Origin of the sequence: Parasphingopyxis sp., from assembly GCF_028279465.1 — a bacterium.
Taxonomy (GTDB): Bacteria; Pseudomonadota; Alphaproteobacteria; order Sphingomonadales; family Sphingomonadaceae; genus Parasphingopyxis.
In genome coordinates this window covers 170,314-186,141 of sequence record NZ_JANQNS010000018.1, presented here as the reverse complement: position 1 = coordinate 186,141, position 15,828 = coordinate 170,314, and the positions used below count along the sequence as shown (strand labels likewise).

Here is a 15,828-nt window from a genome sequence, read left to right as displayed (position 1 = left end):
ATGGGTAAGCAGGCTAATCCCCGTCGCGTCGAAGAGAATGAGGCGTTCGCGGTCGGCAATTCGATCCGCGGCTCCGCGCAGAAGCTCAATCTCGTCGCCGGTCTGATCCGCGGCAAGAAGGCGGAAGAGGCGTTGAACGTGCTCTCCTTCTCCAAGCGTGCCATGGCGGTCGACGTGAAGAAGGTTCTGCAGTCGGCGATCGCCAATGCGGAGAACAACCATAATCTCGACATCGACGCGCTGGTCGTTAGCGAGGCGAGTGTCGGCAAGCGTATGACGATGAAGCGCTGGCGCGCCCGCGCCCGTGGCCGCTCGGCCCGGATCGTCAAGCCGTTCAGCCGCATCCGCATTGTCGTTCGTGAAGAGGAAGACGCGTAATGGGTCATAAATCCAACCCGATAGGCATGCGCCTCCAGATCAACCGGACCTGGGACAGCCGCTGGTACGCCGAAGGCCATGAATATGGCCGGCTGCTGATGGAAGATCTCAAGATCCGCAAGTTCATCATGGAAACGGTGCCGCAGGCCGCGATTTCCAAGGTCGTGATCGAGCGTCCGGCGAAACTGTGCCGTATTTCGGTCTATGCCGCCCGCCCCGGTGTCATCATCGGCAAGAAGGGCGCGGACATCGAAAAGCTGCGCAAGAAGCTCGGCGAGATGACGGACAGCGACGTCTCGCTGAACATCGTCGAAATCCGCAAGCCCGAAGTCGATGCCCGTCTGGTCGCCCAGTCGGTCGCCGATCAGCTCGAGCGCCGGATCGCGTTCCGCCGCGCCATGAAGCGCGCCGTTCAGTCGGCGCTGCGCCTGGGTGCGGAAGGCATCAAGATCACTTGTGGCGGCCGTCTCGGCGGCGCGGAAATCGCGCGCGTCGAATGGTATCGCGAAGGCCGGGTGCCGCTGCACACGCTGCGCGCCAATGTCGATTATGCCGAGGTTTCCGCCCACACCGCCTATGGCGTGTGCGGCGTGAAATGCTGGATCTTCAAGGGCGAAATCATGGCCCATGATCCGACGGCGCAGGACCGGCTGATGGTCGAAGCGCAGACTTCGGGCGTGCGCCCGGCGCAGCGCTAAGAGTTTTTGAGGAAGGTACGGCACGATGCTGCAACCCAAACGCACCAAGTTCCGCAAGGCTTTCAAGGGCCGGATCAAGGGCAATGCGCCCGGCGGCACGGACCTGAATTTCGGCGCTTTCGGCCTCAAGGCCCTGGAGCCGGAGCGGATCACCGCGCGCCAGATCGAAGCGGCTCGCCGTGCGATCACGCGCCACATCCGCCGTCAGGGCCGGTTGTGGATCCGCGTGTTCCCGGATGTGCCGGTCTCGAAGAAGCCGGCCGAAGTCCGCCAGGGTAAGGGCAAGGGCTCGCCCGAATATTGGGCGGCCCGCGTCAAGCCGGGCCGGATTCTGTTTGAACTGGACGGCGTTCCCGGCCCGCTCGCGCGTACGGCGTTCGAGCGCGCGGCCGAGAAGCTGCCGATCAAAACCAAGGTGGTCGCCCGCTTTGGTGAGTCGATTTACTAGGAGGCACGAGCGATGGCACGGCCAATCGAAGACCTTCGGGTCAAGAATGACGACGAGCTGGCGGCGGATCTGGCCGACCTGAAGCGCGAGCAGTTCAACCTGCGCTTCCAGTCGGCGACGAACCAGCTCGAAAATCCGGCCCGGGTGACCGAGGTCCGGAAGACGATCGCCCGTATCAAGACCCTGCAGGCTGAGCGCGCGCGCGCGACGGCCGAACAGGCTTAAGGAGTTTATTGCAATGCCCAAGCGCGTGCTGACCGGGATGGTGGTGTCGGACAAGACCGACAAGACGGTGGTCGTGAAAGTCGAGCGGAAGGTGAAACACCCTCTGTACGGCAAGATCATCCGGCGGTCGAAAAAATACCACGCCCATGACGAGAAGAACGAGTTCGGCATCGGCGAGACGGTGCGGATCGAGGAAACAAAGCCGATTTCGAAGCTGAAGACCTGGAAAGTTCTCGATCGGGTCGAAGCCGGCGCCGCGCCGAAGCATGTCGAAAAGATCGACATCGCCGAAACCGATGCCGTCGATCTCGAAGCGGCGCGCGAGGAAGAGCCGAAGGCCGAGGCGGAAGCCAAGGAAAAGGCGTAACAAATACGTCCGCTTACCCTGAGCTTGTCGAAGGGTTGTTCTTCTCTTTTTGAGAGGGAGCGGAAGAAAAGGGCAGGGCTTCGTGAGCGACCATCCTATGGTCGCTGAAGCCCAGACGGAAGTTGAAGTTTAGCCCCTCACTTCGGTGAGGATTTAAAGAAGGAACGGATCGATGATCCAGATGCAGTCAGTTCTCGACGTCGCCGATAATAGCGGCGCCAAGCGCGTTCAGTGCATCAAGGTGCTGGGCGGCTCGAAGCGCCGCACTGCGACCGTGGGCGACATTATCGTCGTCTCGATCAAGGAAGCGGCGCCGCGCGGCAAGGTCAAGAAGGGCGATGTTCATCGCGCCGTGATCGTGCGCACCCGCAAGGATGTGAAGCGTCCCGACGGTTCGACGATCCGTTTCGACAGCAATGCGGCGGTACTCGTCAACGCGAACAAGGAGCCGATCGGTACGCGTATCTTCGGACCCGTCGTGCGCGAGCTGCGCGCTGCGCGTCACATGAAAATCGTCAGCCTGGCACCGGAGGTTCTCTAGTCATGGCAGCCAAGATCAAAAAGGGCGACACGGTCGTCATTCTGGCCGGCAAGAATAAGGGCCAGCACGGCAAGGTGACCAAGGTTCTGCCGAAGGCGGACAAGGTGGTCGTCGATGGCGTGAATATTCACGCGCGTCACCGCAAGCCGACCCAGCAGAACCCGCAGGGCGGCATCGAACGCACCGAAGCGCCGCTGCACATTTCGAACGTCGCGCTCGAAGACCCGAAGACCGGCAAACCGACCCGGGTCCGGTTCGAGACCGACAAGGACGGAAAGAAGGTTCGCGTCGCAACGCGTTCCGGGGAGACTATCGATGGCTGATTATACGCCACGCATGCGCACCGAATATAAGGACCGCATCGTCAAGGCGATGACGGACAAGTTCGGTTACAAAAATCCGATGCAGGTCCCGCGCCTGGAAAAGATCGTCATCAATATGGGTGTCGGCAAGGCGGTGGACGACAAGAAGCGCGTTCAGAAGGCGGTCGAGGAAATGGAGAAGATCGCCGGCCAGAAGCCCGTGATCACGCTCGCGAAGAAATCCATCGCCGGCTTCAAGCTGCGCGAAGGCATGCCGATCGGCTGCAAGGTCACGCTGCGCGGCGACCGGATGTTCGAATTTGTCGACCGGCTCGTGACAATTGCGCTGCCGCGGGTGCGCGACTTTCGCGGCCTGAACCCGAAGAGTTTCGACGGGCGCGGCAATTTCGCGATGGGTCTCAAAGAGCAGATGGTGTTCCCCGAGATCAAATATGACGATGTCGACGAAGTGCGCGGCATGGACGTGATCGTGACGACGACGGCGGAGACGGATGAGGAAGCGCGCGAGCTGCTGCGGCTGTTCAACTTCCCTTTCCCGCCGGAAAGCGACGACACGGAAACCGATAACGAAGAGCAGAAGGAAGCGGCGTAAGCCAATCCTTCTCGCAACAAGGAGCGAGAACTTAAGTCATGGCGAAACTGAGTTCCATCAACCGGAATGAAAAGCGCAAGCGTATGGCCAAGAAATATGCGGCCAAATACGCCAAGCTGAAGGCAATAGCGAACGACAAGTCGCTCGACGATAACGAGCGGCTGATGGCGCGCCTTAAAATGGCGGAAATTCCGCGCAACGCGAACCCGACCCGCATCCGTAACCGGTGCGAGCTCTCGGGCCGTCCGCGCGGCTATTACCGCAAGTTCAAACTCTCGCGCATCGCACTCCGCGATCTGGCCAATAAGGGCCTGATCCCCGGCGTGACGAAGTCGAGCTGGTAGGGGGAGCATAGGATATGTCGATGACCGATCCCCTGGGTGATATGCTCACCCGCATCCGTAACGGCCAGCAGGCGAAGAAGGACTCGGTGACGAGCCCGGCTTCGAAGCTGCGTGCCCGCGTTCTCGAAGTGCTGCAGCGCGAAGGTTTCATTCGCGGCTACAGCGAAGAAGAGCTGGGCAAGCACAAGGGCCTCCGGATCGAACTCAAATATTTCGAAGGCCAGCCGGCCATCCAGCATCTGGCGCGCGTCTCGACCCCGGGCCGCCGCGTCTACAGCGGATCGAAAGATCTGCCGCGGGTGCGCAACGGCCTTGGCATCACCATCGTCTCGACGCCGCGCGGCGTGCTCTCCGATGCGGAAGCGCGCGAGCAGAATGTCGGCGGCGAAGTGCTGGCGGAGGTATTCTAAAATGAGCCGGATCGGAAAAAAGCCGGTTGCGCTTCCCGATGGCGTCACCGCTGAAATTCAGGGCAGCGAGCTCAGCGTCAAAGGGCCCAAGGGCACTCTGTCGATGACCGTGTCCGACGATGTCGATTGCAAGGTTGAAGATGGCGAGATTCAGATCGTGCCGGCCAATGACACGCGCCGCGCCCGCTCCTATTGGGGCATGCAGCGCACGCTGGCGGCCAATCTCGTCGAAGGCGTGACCGAGGGCTATTCGAAGACGCTGGAAATCAGCGGCGTCGGCTATCGCGCGCAGGTGCAGGGCAAGACGCTCAAGCTGCAGCTCGGTTTCAGCCACGATGTCGATTACGCCATTCCCGAAGGCATCGATATCAAGACGCCCGATCAGACCACGGTCGAGATCAGCGGGATCGACAAGCAGCAGGTCGGCCAGGTGGCCGCCGAAATCCGCAAATGGCGGAAACCCGAGCCGTACAAGGGCAAGGGCATCAAATATCGCGGCGAATATGTGTTCCGCAAAGAAGGCAAGAAGAAGTAGCCATGAAGAAACGCATGACACCCTTCGAAAAACGCCGCCAGCGCGTCCGCGTGGCGCTCCGCCGCAAGGCTGGCGATCGTCCGCGCCTCTCGATCCACCGGTCGGGCCGGCATATCTATGCGCAGGTCATCGACGACAAAGCGGGCGCGACGCTCGCCGCCGCCTCGACGCTCGATTCCGAGCATAAGGGCAAGACCGGCGCGAATGTCGAAGCCGCTGCCGATGTCGGCAAGCGGGTCGCCGAGCGTGCGGTCAAGGCCGGCGTCAAGCGCGTCGTGTTCGATCGCGGCGCCTTTCTGTTTCACGGGCGCGTGAAAGCGCTCGCCGATGCCGCCCGCGACGGCGGACTGGAGTTTTAATCATGGCTGACGACAAGAAGACGGACGCCGCGCCCGAAGAAAACAAGGCGAAAGAGGCCCCCAAGGAAGAAGCCCCGAAGGAAGAAGCTAAAGCCGAGGAAACCAAGGCTGAGGCGGAAGCCACCGAAGCCAAAGCTGAAGAGGCCGCCGAAGAGGCGAAGGCTGAGGAGGCTCCGGCTGAAGACGCCAAAGCTGAAGAGAAGCCGGCTGAAGAGGCTGCGCCTGCCGCCGACGCTGCGCCCGAAGGCGATGTGCCCGCGCCCCTCGTCGAGGAAAAGCAGCTTTCGGAAGAAAATAGCGTCCAGGCTGTCACCCAGCCGGCCGAGAATACGACGGCAACCAGCCGTCCGCCGCGCGGCGGACGCGGCGGTGGACGTGGTGGCGGCCGGGGCCGTGGTCGCGGTCGCGACAATCGCCGCGACGATGATGGCGAGGATCTGGTCGAGAAGCTCGTCCATATCAACCGCGTCTCGAAGACCGTGAAGGGCGGCAAGCGCTTCGGTTTCGCAGCCCTCATGATCGTCGGCGACGGCAAGGGCCGGGTTGGCTTCGGCCATGGCAAGGCGCGCGAAGTGCCCGAAGCCATCCAGAAGGCGACGGCCGCTGCGAAGAAGAATATGATGCGCGTGCCGCTGCGCGACGGCCGCACGCTCCATCATGACGGCCAGGGCCGGTTCGGCGCCGGCAATGTCACCGTGCGTTCGGCGCCTCCGGGTACCGGCATCATCGCTGGCGGTCCGATGCGCGCCGTGTTCGAAAGCCTGGGCGTTGCGGACGTCGTGACCAAGTCGGTCGGTACGTCCAACCCCTACAACATGATCCGGGCGACCTTCGAGGCGCTCAAGGATCAGTCGAGCCCGAAATCGGTGGCGGCGCGGCGCGGTCTCAAGATCGCCGAACTCGTGCGCCGTCGCGGCGATATCGGCGCCGAAGAAGCCAAGGCGGAAGCCGAGGCGGTGACGGAGTAGAATGATGGCCGCAGCGAGGAAAAAGACCATTTCGGTAACCCAGACGGGTTCGCCGATCCGCCGCGAGAAAGGCCAGCGCGCGACGCTGGTCGGCCTCGGGCTGGGCAAGATGCGCAAGACCGTCGAACTGGAAGACACGCCCGCGATCCGCGGCATGCTTCACAAGGTTCGGCACATGGTCGAGGTGCAGGACAGCTAAATCCCGTCTCCAGCCGGAGGCGATAGCGCGAACAAAGCGAAAGCGAGTGCAGACATGAAACTCAACGAACTCAAAGACAATAAGGGCGCCCGCAAGCTGCGCACCCGCGTGGGCCGGGGTATCGGCTCGGGCAAGGGCAAGACCGGCGGACGCGGCATGAAGGGCCAGAAAAGCCGTTCGGGCGTCTCGATCAACGGTTTCGAGGGCGGCCAGATGCCGCTCCACATGCGGATTCCGAAGCGCGGCTTCAACAATCCGTTCGGCAAGGACCATGCGATCGTCAATATCGGCGCAGTCCAGAAGGCGATCGACGAGAAAAAGCTCGATGCGAAGAAAACCGTCGATCAGGCGGCGCTCGAAGCGGCCGGCCTCACGCGCGGCGGCAAGGACGGTGTCCGCCTGCTGGGCAAGGGCGAGATTTCTGCAAAAGTGACGTTCGCAGTCGCCGGCGCGTCGAAAAGCGCGGTCGAAGCGGTCGAAAAGGCCGGTGGCACGGTGGAAATTGCCGCCGCGCCCAAGGCGGAAAAAGCCGAAACCGAGTAGCGTTACCCGGGGCGGGGCTTGCCGTTGGCGAGCCGCGCCCCGATATAGCGGTCTTCCAGGACTGCGGGGATGGAATAGTCGATGGCAAGCAACGCCAATGTTGGAGCAGGACTGAATCTGGGCAAATTTGCCCAAGCGACCGAGCTGCGCCAGCGGATATGGTTTACCCTCGGCGCGCTGATCATCTTCCGCCTACTGAGCTTCGTGCCGCTGCCGGGCATCGATCCCGTCGCGCTGCAGGAAGTCGTCAACCTGACGCAGGATAACACCGGCGGCGGCGGCATCCTCAACGTCTTCAACACATTTTCGGGCGGTTCGCTCGAGCGGATGAGCATCATCGCGCTCGGCGTCATGCCATACATCACGGCGTCGATCGTCGTGCAGATGGCCGCCGCGCTCTCCCCGACGCTGAACGCGATCAAGAAAGAGGGCGAAAGCGGCCGCAAGAAGCTGAACCAATATACGCGTTACGGCACGGTCGGCCTGACCGCCGTGCAGGGCTGGTTCCTCGCGGTCGGCCTCGAAAGCCTCGCCACGGCGCAGGGCCAGCAGGTCATCGTCAGCGACAGCGTGATGCTGTTCCGCATCGGCGCGGTGATCAGCCTTGTCGGCGGCACGATGTTCCTGATGTGGCTGGGCGAACAGATTACCTCGCGCGGCGTCGGCAACGGCGTATCGCTGATCATCATGGCCGGCATCGTCGCGATGATGCCGACCGAACTGATCCAGCTCTTCGCCTCGGGCCAGACGGGCGCGATCCCGACCGGCTATGTCGTCGGCTTCCTGCTGCTCTTCGTCGGCCTCATCTTCGGCATCTGCTTCATGGAGCGGGCCCAGCGCCGCGTCCTGATCCAGTATCCGAAACGCGCGCAGCAGCGCGGCGGCATGACGCAGGAAAAATCGCACCTGCCGCTCAAGATCAACACGGCCGGCGTCATCCCGCCGATTTTCGCCTCGTCGCTGCTGCTGATGCCGCTGACGATCGCCCAGTTCATGTCCGGCGGCGTGACCGATACGGCCTCGACCAGCAACGAGCTGCTGCTGACGATCACCAACGCGCTCGGCCGCGGCGGATCGCTCTATCTGCTGCTCTATGCGGGCCTGATCATCTTCTTCTGCTTCTTCTACACCGCGGTTGTCTTCAATCCGGAAGAAACGGCGGACAATCTGAAGCGCTATGGCGGCTTTGTGCCGGGCATCCGGCCGGGCGAACGGACGGCCGAATATCTCGATTATGTGCTGACGCGCATCACGGTGGTCGGCGCCATTTATCTGACGCTTATCTGTCTGATACCGGAGATATTGTCGACGCAAGCGGGTATTCAGGCCTTCGTGCTCGGGGGGACAAGTCTGCTCATTGTCGTCAATGTGACGATCGATACGGTCAGCCAGATTCAAAGCCACTTGCTCGCGCACCAATATGGTGATCTGATCAAGAAGGCGAAATTGAAGGGCGGGGGACAGCGCCGGTGAACATCATTCTGTTGGGCCCGCCGGGCGCGGGTAAAGGGACCCAGGCGTCGAAGCTCGAAGACGAGCGCGGCATGGTACAGCTCTCGACAGGCGATATGCTCCGCGCGGCCGTGGCCGCAGAAACCCCGGTCGGCCTTCAAGCCAAGGACGTGATGGAACGCGGCGATCTCGTGTCCGACGAAATCGTGACCGGCATTCTTTCCGACCGCCTCGACGAAGACGATGTCAAAGAGGGTTTCATTCTCGATGGGTATCCGCGCACCGAAGCCCAGGCGCACGCGCTCGACGCCTTGCTCGCGGAAAAGGGCATGCAGCTCCATCATGTGATCGAGCTGGAGGTGGACGAGGATGCGCTGGTCGAACGCATCACGGGCCGTTTCACCTGCGCCAATTGCGGCGAAGGCTATCACGACACCTTCAAGCGGCCGAAGGTCGAGGGCATTTGCGACGTATGCGGCTCGTCCAATTTCAAGCGCCGCCCGGACGATAATGCCGAAACCGTGCGCACGCGGATGCAGGAATATCGCACCAAGACCGCGCCGATCATTCCGCATTACGAACCCAAGGGCCTTGTCCGCCGGGTCGATGGCATGGCCGATATCGAAACGGTCAGCGACGCGATTGCGGCGATACTCGACAAAGGCTAAAGCCGCGTCGACGGGCGGCGGGCGCGAATACCACGCGCGCTGGCTCCATCCCGAAACTTTGCTATGCTCCGCTCACTATTCGGGGAGGGGATGATGGTGCGCTATCTTTCTGTATTGGCGGCTCTGGCTGTGGCTGTGCCGGCAAATGCCGAGGTCGAGGTCGGCGATAATGGTTTCGCCACCAGCAACAGCGCTACCGTGTCCGCCACGCCGGACGAGGTCTGGGCCGCGCTGATCGAACCCTCGCGCTACTGGAATGGCGATCACAGCTGGTCGGGCGATGCCGCCAATTTCTCGCTCGAACCGGTTGCCGGCGGCTGCTTCTGCGAAATTTGGGGCGAGGGCAATTCTGTCGAACATATGCGCGTCGTCATGGTGCAGCCCGGTTCGATCCTGCGTCTCGCGGGCGCGCTCGGGCCGCTGCAGAGCGAAGGGCTGGCCGGCGCGCTGACGTGGCAGCTCGAAGCGGTCGATGGCGGCACGCGGATCACCCAGACGATGAGCGTCGGCGGCCATATGCAGTTCGATCGCGAGAGCTTCCCGCCCGTGGTCGATAGCGTCGTCCGCCAGCAGCTTGATGGCCTTGTCGCGCTTTTTCCGGGTAACCAAGACTGACTGTCTCGCGAACTTCAATCTGATAGAAGCGTAAGCGCCACGGCCTCGACTCGATGGAAGGCCGGGCGGCGGGCGCTTTGGCTTATCAGGAGAGAAGATAATGGCGGTTAGCGATCATGTAGATCTCGAACAGTTCATGGCGGGCGTCGAAAAGCGCAATCCCGGGCAGGTGGAATTCATCCAGGCGGTGCGCGAGGTCGCGCAGGATATTTTCGACTTCATCGCCGACAAGGAGGAATATCACGAGGCGCAAATCCTCCGACGCATCGCCGAGCCCGACCGGGTTGTCTCCTTCCGCGTCTGCTGGGAGGACGATAATCACAATATCCGCGTCCAGCGCGGCTGGCGGGTGCAGAACAATAATGCCATCGGCCCCTATAAGGGCGGCATCCGCTTCCACCCGACCGTCACCGAGAGTGTGCTCAAATTCCTCGCCTTCGAGCAGACGTTCAAAAATTCGCTGACCGGCCTTCCCATGGGCGGCGGCAAAGGTGGCGCTAACTTCAATCCGCGCGGCAAGTCCGATAGCGAAGTCATGCGATTCTGCCAGTCCTTCATGACCGAGCTCTATCGCCATATCGGGCCGGACACGGACGTCCCGGCCGGCGATATCGGCGTCGGTGCGCGCGAGATCGGCTATATGTTCGGGCAATATAAACGGATCACCAACCGCTGGGAGGGCGTACTGACCGGCAAGGCGATGGAATATGGCGGCTCGCAGATGCGGCCCGAAGCGACCGGCTATGGCGCGGTGATCTTCCTCCACAATATGCTCAAACATGCGGGCGAAGATGTCGAGGGCCGGACGGCTGTCATCTCGGGATCGGGCAATGTAGCCACCCATGCCGCCGAAAAATTCACCCAGCTCGGCGGCAAGGTGCTGACGCTCTCCGATAGCGGCGGCTTCGTCCACGATCCTGACGGGATCGACCAGGAGAAGATCGACTGGGTCAAGGAGCTCAAGAATGCGCGGCGCGGGCGGATCAGCGAATATGCCGATCATTTCACCAATGCGAGCTTCCATGAAGGCGCGCGGCCATGGGGCGTGCCCTGCGATGTCGCATTGCCCTGCGCGACGCAGAACGAGCTCAATGGCGACGAGGCCAAGGAACTGGTCGATAATGGCTGTATGGCGGTAGCCGAAGGAGCAAACATGCCGACGACGCTCGATGGCGTCGAAGTCTTCCATCAAGCGCATATCATGTACGCGCCGGGCAAAGCCGCCAATGCTGGCGGCGTCGCCGTGTCAGGTCTTGAGATGAGCCAAAATTCCGAGCGCGTCGCGTGGAATACCGAGCGGCTCGGCGATCTGCTTCACGACATCATGACCGACATCCACGACAAATGCGCCGAATATGGCGGCGGCGAGGGCGAGGATTACGTCAATTACGTCAAGGGCGCGAACATCGCCGGCTTCAAGAAAGTCGCCGATGCGATGCTCGCCTTCGGGGTGGTGTAACCGGATCGCCAATCCGCGCGAACAGGCAGGTACAGACTGATAACTGCCAGGGAGGCAGCGATGTTCGAAGCGATCAATGAATGGTTTTTGAGCCTGGGCGCGGAATATGGGGTCAATCCCTATATTTTCGGCGGCATCTATGTCGGCGCGATCCCCTTTTTCCTCGCGACTGTCGGCTGGATGGTGAGGCGCAAGCGGCGCGGTCAGCCGATCACCTTTCAGCTGATCATCGCCGGCTTTCTTGCCATGTCCGCCTATATCTATCTGATCTTCGCCGGGCAGAATCTGGCCTGGTGGGTCTATGCGATCATCGCGCTGCTCGTCCTCTACAGCGTCTGGTCGCTGATCAAGAAGGCGCGCGAGCCGGCGGCGGCGGAACAGGCCGCCGACTAGGTTCCTGACCCTGAATCAAGCCGAAGAGATTGCGCGGCCAGGGCGATGGGGCAGAACGTAGCGGACCTCGATATGCTGCGTTCGAACCATGGTCCGGCGATGTCGGAGGCCAAAAGCCGATCCGGCCGTGAGCGTGTCGAAAACGCCACCGGCGAGGACTTTGGCAGAACAATTGCCGAATTTTTCGAGAGGAATCAGACGCCCGGCTAGGCGCGGACGCTCGGGAAAGGGCGAAGCTGATGTGGCCTGATTGACCCTCACCTCGCTTATAACTACAGGCGTCGTAATAGTTCCAATTGGCGCTGGGGAGATGGTATGATCAGGTATTTCTTGCTCGGACTTGGATTGGCTGTCGCAGCCGTTGGCCATACGAAGGCTGTCGCACAGGAGGATACCGACGCCACGGCGCCGATAGTCAGTTTCGTCGGCGCTTGGGAGGGGGAGATGCAGTCTCCGCGCTGGGTGACCTATCTCCACTTATCGCTGGCGCTCGATGGAACGGAAACTGGTACTCTGAGGGCCGTCGGCCAGACATTCGACCTCGGCGATCCGCAGATCGAAGGCTCAACGCTGACGGTGTCGCTCGTCGGGCCCTGGTCGATCACGCCGCGAATCCACCTGCGGCGCGACGGCGAAAATCTTGTCGGCGAATGGCAGGAAGAGGACCGGCGATATCCGCTGCGTGTCGACGCCGTGCCCGATTATCCCGAGCCGACCGACAGGGTGGCCGCTTGGAGCCAGGATATCGATGCGCTCCAGAACCGTTTCCTGCGCCTGGACCGGAGTTTCAGTCCGGCATCGCGCCAACTGTTTCTCGAACGGACAACCGCGATCCGCGAACAGCTGTCGGTGCTTTCCGATGATGAAGTGCTGTTCCAGCTTGCCCAAGCGGTCGGCCTCAGCGGCAATCCGCATACGCGCCTTTATCTGCTGCGCAGACATACCCGACTGAGCCGGCTTCCGATCCGGGTTTGGTGGTTTGGCGGCGAGCTGCGCGTCATCGGCTCCGACGAAAATCATGCAGGGCTGCTGGGCTGCCGGGTCGATACGATTTCCGGGCTGGAAGTCAGGCAGGCACGAGATATCGTCGGCACCGCGTTCGCCGGCAATCCGTCATGGGTCGATTACAAATCGCCATATTATCTTACGAGCCCGGAGGCGTTGAGAGGGCTCGGAATCACGCCGGCCGATGCGCGCGTCGAGCTGAGGCTTGCCGATTGCGCGGCGCCGCAGTCGGTGCAGCTCGATCCGCTGCCGCTGCAGCGCTCGCGCGATCTCGTGGAAGCTTGGTGGGATCTATTGCCCGAAAGGACGGTCGCTGGAGGGTGGCGCCATGTTTTGGCCGATCAAGCAGGCGGCGGGCCGCTATATCTGAGCCGGTCCGACACCCACTATTGGCATGATCGTCTGGCCGATCATGGTATCTTTTATCTCAGTCTCAGTCGTACGGAACCGATGGAAGAGCAGAGCATCAACGATTTTGCCGAGGATGCTCTTGCCGCGTTGCGCGCGTCCGATGCGAGAGCTCTTGTCGTTGACTTGCGGTTCAACACGGGCGGCAATGGCGGGCTGGTCGAGGATTTGATGGAGACGCTTGACGCCGAAACGGCTGATATCCCCCGCTATGTGATAACCGGTCGGGCGACATTTTCCGCCGGTATACTCATAGCAGCGCGTTGGCGTGCCACAGGACGCGCGATCATCGTGGGCGAACCCGTCGGCGACGATATCGACTATTGGGCCGAGGGCGGCGGGGTGTTCCTGCCCAATTCCGATATTGAGGCGCATTTCGCCAACGGCGCACACAACTATTCTCCCGGACCGTGCCCGACCGAAGAATATTGCCTCGACATCGATATCGAAGGACTGCGTCCCGATGTACCCGCGCATCTCGGCTGGACAGATTATCTGGAGGGCCGGGACCCGGCGCTCGATGCGATTGTTCGGCATATGGCGTCGTCGCCGGATTAGGCCGATTGTTTCGGAAGGGTTTGGCGACCCCTTCGTTTCATACTGTAATCCGGCGTTTTCTCCGCGGCATGAGGCTTGACATGCCCCGGTCGAAATCCTATTTCGCTGTCACTCCGAAGACACCGGTCTACCCGGCGGCGCGATTCGTGCGTCCGTCGGGTTCGTTCGTTTTCGGTTCATGAAGCTTTGAGATGGGCGGCGCGCCATGCCGCCTGTGGAGCAGGAGACACTACACGTGGCACGTATCGCTGGGGTCAATATTCCGACCCATAAGCGCGTCGAAATCGCGCTCACCTATATCCATGGTATTGGCCCGACAACGGCCAAGCAACTGACCGAACGCCTCGGCATTCCCGCCGAGCGCCGCGTTCAGGACCTGACCGACGCCGAAGTCGTGCAGATCCGCGAGGCGATTGACGCAGACTTCACGGTGGAAGGCGATCTGCGCCGCGAAACCGCGATGAACGTCAAGCGGCTGATGGACCTCGCCTGCTATCGCGGGCTGCGCCATCGCAAGGGCCTGCCGGTCCGCGGCCAGCGCACGCACACCAACGCGCGCACCCGCAAGGGCAAGGCCAAGCCGATCGCCGGCAAGAAGAAGTAAGAAACAGTCCGGGGGACTGTTTCGGCTTTTTCTCCGCCGGAGGCAGCCCTCAGTTAGCGAGCCCTCAGAGGCTTCCGCTCAACGCATAGAGGTTAGGAAAGATACATGGCACGCGAACCGCAACGGGTTAAGCGCCGTCAGCGCAAGAACATCACATCGGGCGTCGCCCATGTGAATGCGACGTTCAACAACACGCTCGTCACGATCACGGACGCGCAGGGCAACGCCATCAGCTGGTCTTCGGCCGGCATGATGGGCTTCAAGGGTAGCCGCAAGTCGACGCCCTATGCCGCCCAGGTCGCCGCCGAAGATGCCGGCCGCAAGGCGCAGGAGCACGGCGTGCGTACGTTGGAAGTCGAAGTGAAGGGCCCGGGTTCGGGTCGGGAATCGGCACTGCGCGCACTGCAGGCCGTCGGCTTCACGATCACTTCGATCCGCGACGTGACCTCCATTCCGCATAACGGCGTCCGGCCGGCCAAGCGCCGCCGCGTCTGAGTGCGCAACGGGAGGCGGTGGGCTCCGCTCTCCCGAACAGATTTTGTTTTACAGGCAGAGGCCAGCCCCGCCTCCGCCGCACCGCCAAGGGGAATACCGTGTCCGTTAACATGAAAAACTGGCAAGAACTGAAGAAGCCCAATGGTCTGGAAAAGAAGCCGGGTGGCGATGCGTCGCGCAAGGTGACCTTCGTTGCAGAACCGCTCGAGCGCGGTTTCGGCCTCACGCTCGGCAACGCGCTGCGCCGGACGCTGCTGTCCTCGCTGCAGGGCGCCGCGATCACCTCGATCAAGATCGAGAATGTCCTGCACGAATTTTCCTCGCTCGCCGGCGTGCGCGAGGACGTGACTGACATCGTCCTCAACATCAAGCAGGTGGCGATCGCGATGGAATCGGAAGGCACGAAGCGCCTCCAGCTTTCCGCAACCGGCCCCGCCGAAGTGAAAGCCGGCGACATCACGACCTCGGGCGATATCGAAATCCGCAACCCGGATCTCGTTATCTGCCATCTCGACGAGGGCGCGACGCTCAACATGGAGCTGACCGCCAGCACCGGCAAAGGCTATGTGCCGGCCGCGCAGAACCGTCCGGCCGATGCGCCGATCGGCCTGATTCCGGTCGACAGCCTCTATTCGCCGGTCAGCCAGGTCGCCTACAAGGTCGAGAACACCCGCGTCGGGCAGGAGCTCGATTACGACAAGCTGACGCTGACCATCGAAACCGACGGCACGGTGACGCCGGAAGATGCGCTCGCTTATGCGGCGCGCATCCTGCAGGACCAGCTCCAGCTGTTCGTGCATTTCGACGAGGAAATTCCGGCCCCGACGCAGACGATCGGCGAACCGGCCGCGCCGGGCATGCTCGGCGGCGTTGCTGCCGAAGGCGATACGAACCAGCTCAACCGCTACCTGCTCAAAAAGGTCGACGAGCTGGAACTGTCGGTGCGCTCGGCCAACTGCCTCAAGAATGACAACATCATCTATATCGGCGATCTGGTCCAGAAGACCGAAGCCGAGATGCTGCGCACGCCGAATTTCGGCCGCAAGTCGCTCAATGAGATCAAGGAAGTCCTCGCCACCATGGGCCTGCGCCTCGGCATGGACATCCCCGGCTGGCCGCCCGAGAATATCGAGGAAATGGCCAAGAAGCTCGAACAGGAGTTGCTGGGCTAGCCTGATTGGCAAAGGGGCTTCTGGCGGTGGCCTCATCAAGCACCACCTGGATCGGGCTACCTGATACGG

Annotated in this window: 24 protein-coding genes; all 24 read left to right on the top strand. The window is 62.0% G+C overall.

All coding sequences use genetic code 11. The features are described 5' to 3' along the window. The 24 genes from rplV (at window position 1) to Q0974_RS15045 (ending at window position 15,759) form a co-directional block, all read left to right on the top strand. Window positions 1-378 carry a 50S ribosomal protein L22 gene (gene rplV / locus Q0974_RS15160; RefSeq protein WP_299329330.1) on the top strand — a complete coding sequence of 126 codons (378 nt, stop codon included), beginning with the start codon at window positions 1-3 and terminating at the stop codon, window positions 376-378. Continuing rightward, on the top strand, window positions 378-1,076 hold the full coding sequence (rpsC, locus tag Q0974_RS15155; RefSeq protein WP_299329328.1) for a 30S ribosomal protein S3: 699 nt from the start codon (window positions 378-380) through the stop codon (window positions 1,074-1,076). The genes rplV and rpsC overlap by 1 nt, the downstream gene beginning before the upstream one ends. A 25-nt stretch (window positions 1,077-1,101) precedes the next feature. Next, the gene (gene rplP, locus Q0974_RS15150; protein WP_299329326.1) at window positions 1,102-1,524 is read left to right on the top strand and encodes a 50S ribosomal protein L16; all 423 of its coding nucleotides are present in this window, start codon (window positions 1,102-1,104) and stop codon (window positions 1,522-1,524) included. 12 nt (window positions 1,525-1,536) lie between these two features. Continuing rightward, entirely contained in the window at window positions 1,537-1,749 is a 213-nt protein-coding gene (gene rpmC / locus Q0974_RS15145) for a 50S ribosomal protein L29 (RefSeq protein WP_299329324.1), read from the top strand. A 13-nt stretch (window positions 1,750-1,762) separates the two neighbouring features. Continuing rightward, window positions 1,763-2,116: a 30S ribosomal protein S17 gene (rpsQ, locus tag Q0974_RS15140; RefSeq protein WP_299329322.1), complete on the top strand. Its 354-nt coding sequence runs from the start codon at window positions 1,763-1,765 to the stop codon at window positions 2,114-2,116. Window positions 2,117-2,288: 172 nt separating this feature from the next. Beyond that, a complete protein-coding gene (rplN, locus tag Q0974_RS15135) occupies window positions 2,289-2,657 on the top strand; it encodes a 50S ribosomal protein L14 (protein WP_176876381.1) in 369 nt (122 codons plus the stop codon). Window positions 2,658-2,659: 2 nt separating this feature from the next. Continuing rightward, window positions 2,660-2,980 (top strand): 50S ribosomal protein L24, encoded by a 321-nt coding sequence (gene rplX / locus Q0974_RS15130; RefSeq protein WP_299329317.1) that lies wholly within the window; start codon window positions 2,660-2,662, stop codon window positions 2,978-2,980. Further along, the gene (rplE, locus tag Q0974_RS15125) at window positions 2,973-3,572 is read left to right on the top strand and encodes a 50S ribosomal protein L5 (protein WP_299329315.1); all 600 of its coding nucleotides are present in this window, start codon (window positions 2,973-2,975) and stop codon (window positions 3,570-3,572) included. The genes rplX and rplE overlap by 8 nt, the downstream gene beginning before the upstream one ends. Window positions 3,573-3,610: 38 nt before the next feature. Next, window positions 3,611-3,916 (top strand): 30S ribosomal protein S14, encoded by a 306-nt coding sequence (gene rpsN / locus Q0974_RS15120; RefSeq protein ID WP_299329313.1) that lies wholly within the window; start codon window positions 3,611-3,613, stop codon window positions 3,914-3,916. A 14-nt stretch (window positions 3,917-3,930) separates the two neighbouring features. Then, complete coding sequence (gene rpsH / locus Q0974_RS15115; protein WP_299329311.1) at window positions 3,931-4,326, top strand: 30S ribosomal protein S8; 396 nt, start codon at window positions 3,931-3,933, stop codon at window positions 4,324-4,326. Window position 4,327: 1 nt separating this feature from the next. Then, window positions 4,328-4,861, top strand: a complete 534-nt coding sequence (rplF, locus tag Q0974_RS15110; RefSeq protein ID WP_299329309.1) for a 50S ribosomal protein L6 — start codon at window positions 4,328-4,330, stop codon at window positions 4,859-4,861. A gap of 2 nt (window positions 4,862-4,863) precedes the next feature. After that, a complete protein-coding gene (gene rplR, locus Q0974_RS15105) occupies window positions 4,864-5,220 on the top strand; it encodes a 50S ribosomal protein L18 (protein WP_299329308.1) in 357 nt (118 codons plus the stop codon). Between the two features lie 251 nt (window positions 5,221-5,471). Beyond that, complete coding sequence (gene rpsE / locus Q0974_RS15100; protein WP_299329444.1) at window positions 5,472-6,188, top strand: 30S ribosomal protein S5; 717 nt, start codon at window positions 5,472-5,474, stop codon at window positions 6,186-6,188. 4 nt (window positions 6,189-6,192) lie between these two features. Then, on the top strand, window positions 6,193-6,387 hold the full coding sequence (rpmD, locus tag Q0974_RS15095) for a 50S ribosomal protein L30 (RefSeq protein WP_299329442.1): 195 nt from the start codon (window positions 6,193-6,195) through the stop codon (window positions 6,385-6,387). A gap of 54 nt (window positions 6,388-6,441) precedes the next feature. After that, entirely contained in the window at window positions 6,442-6,930 is a 489-nt protein-coding gene (rplO, locus tag Q0974_RS15090) for a 50S ribosomal protein L15 (protein WP_299329307.1), read from the top strand. Between the two features lie 81 nt (window positions 6,931-7,011). Beyond that, complete coding sequence (secY, locus tag Q0974_RS15085) at window positions 7,012-8,403, top strand: preprotein translocase subunit SecY (protein WP_299329305.1); 1,392 nt, start codon at window positions 7,012-7,014, stop codon at window positions 8,401-8,403. Next, a complete protein-coding gene (locus tag Q0974_RS15080; protein WP_299329303.1) occupies window positions 8,400-9,050 on the top strand; it encodes an adenylate kinase in 651 nt (216 codons plus the stop codon). Before secY ends, Q0974_RS15080 begins: the two co-directional genes overlap by 4 nt. A gap of 63 nt (window positions 9,051-9,113) precedes the next feature. Continuing rightward, the gene (locus Q0974_RS15075; RefSeq protein ID WP_299329301.1) at window positions 9,114-9,665 is read left to right on the top strand and encodes an SRPBCC family protein; all 552 of its coding nucleotides are present in this window, start codon (window positions 9,114-9,116) and stop codon (window positions 9,663-9,665) included. A 100-nt stretch (window positions 9,666-9,765) separates the two neighbouring features. After that, window positions 9,766-11,124 (top strand): NADP-specific glutamate dehydrogenase, encoded by a 1,359-nt coding sequence (gdhA, locus tag Q0974_RS15070; RefSeq protein WP_299329299.1) that lies wholly within the window; start codon window positions 9,766-9,768, stop codon window positions 11,122-11,124. Window positions 11,125-11,184: 60 nt separating this feature from the next. Then, window positions 11,185-11,517, top strand: coding sequence for a hypothetical protein (locus Q0974_RS15065; protein WP_299329298.1), 333 nt, complete (start codon window positions 11,185-11,187; stop codon window positions 11,515-11,517). A gap of 315 nt (window positions 11,518-11,832) precedes the next feature. Beyond that, the gene (locus Q0974_RS15060) at window positions 11,833-13,488 is read left to right on the top strand and encodes a hypothetical protein (protein WP_299329296.1); all 1,656 of its coding nucleotides are present in this window, start codon (window positions 11,833-11,835) and stop codon (window positions 13,486-13,488) included. Between the two features lie 235 nt (window positions 13,489-13,723). Beyond that, window positions 13,724-14,092, top strand: coding sequence for a 30S ribosomal protein S13 (rpsM, locus tag Q0974_RS15055; protein WP_299329295.1), 369 nt, complete (start codon window positions 13,724-13,726; stop codon window positions 14,090-14,092). 105 nt (window positions 14,093-14,197) lie between these two features. Further along, a complete protein-coding gene (gene rpsK / locus Q0974_RS15050) occupies window positions 14,198-14,587 on the top strand; it encodes a 30S ribosomal protein S11 (RefSeq protein WP_299329293.1) in 390 nt (129 codons plus the stop codon). A 98-nt stretch (window positions 14,588-14,685) separates the two neighbouring features. Continuing rightward, entirely contained in the window at window positions 14,686-15,759 is a 1,074-nt protein-coding gene (locus tag Q0974_RS15045; protein ID WP_299329292.1) for a DNA-directed RNA polymerase subunit alpha, read from the top strand. Window positions 15,760-15,828: the final 69 nt, after the last annotated feature.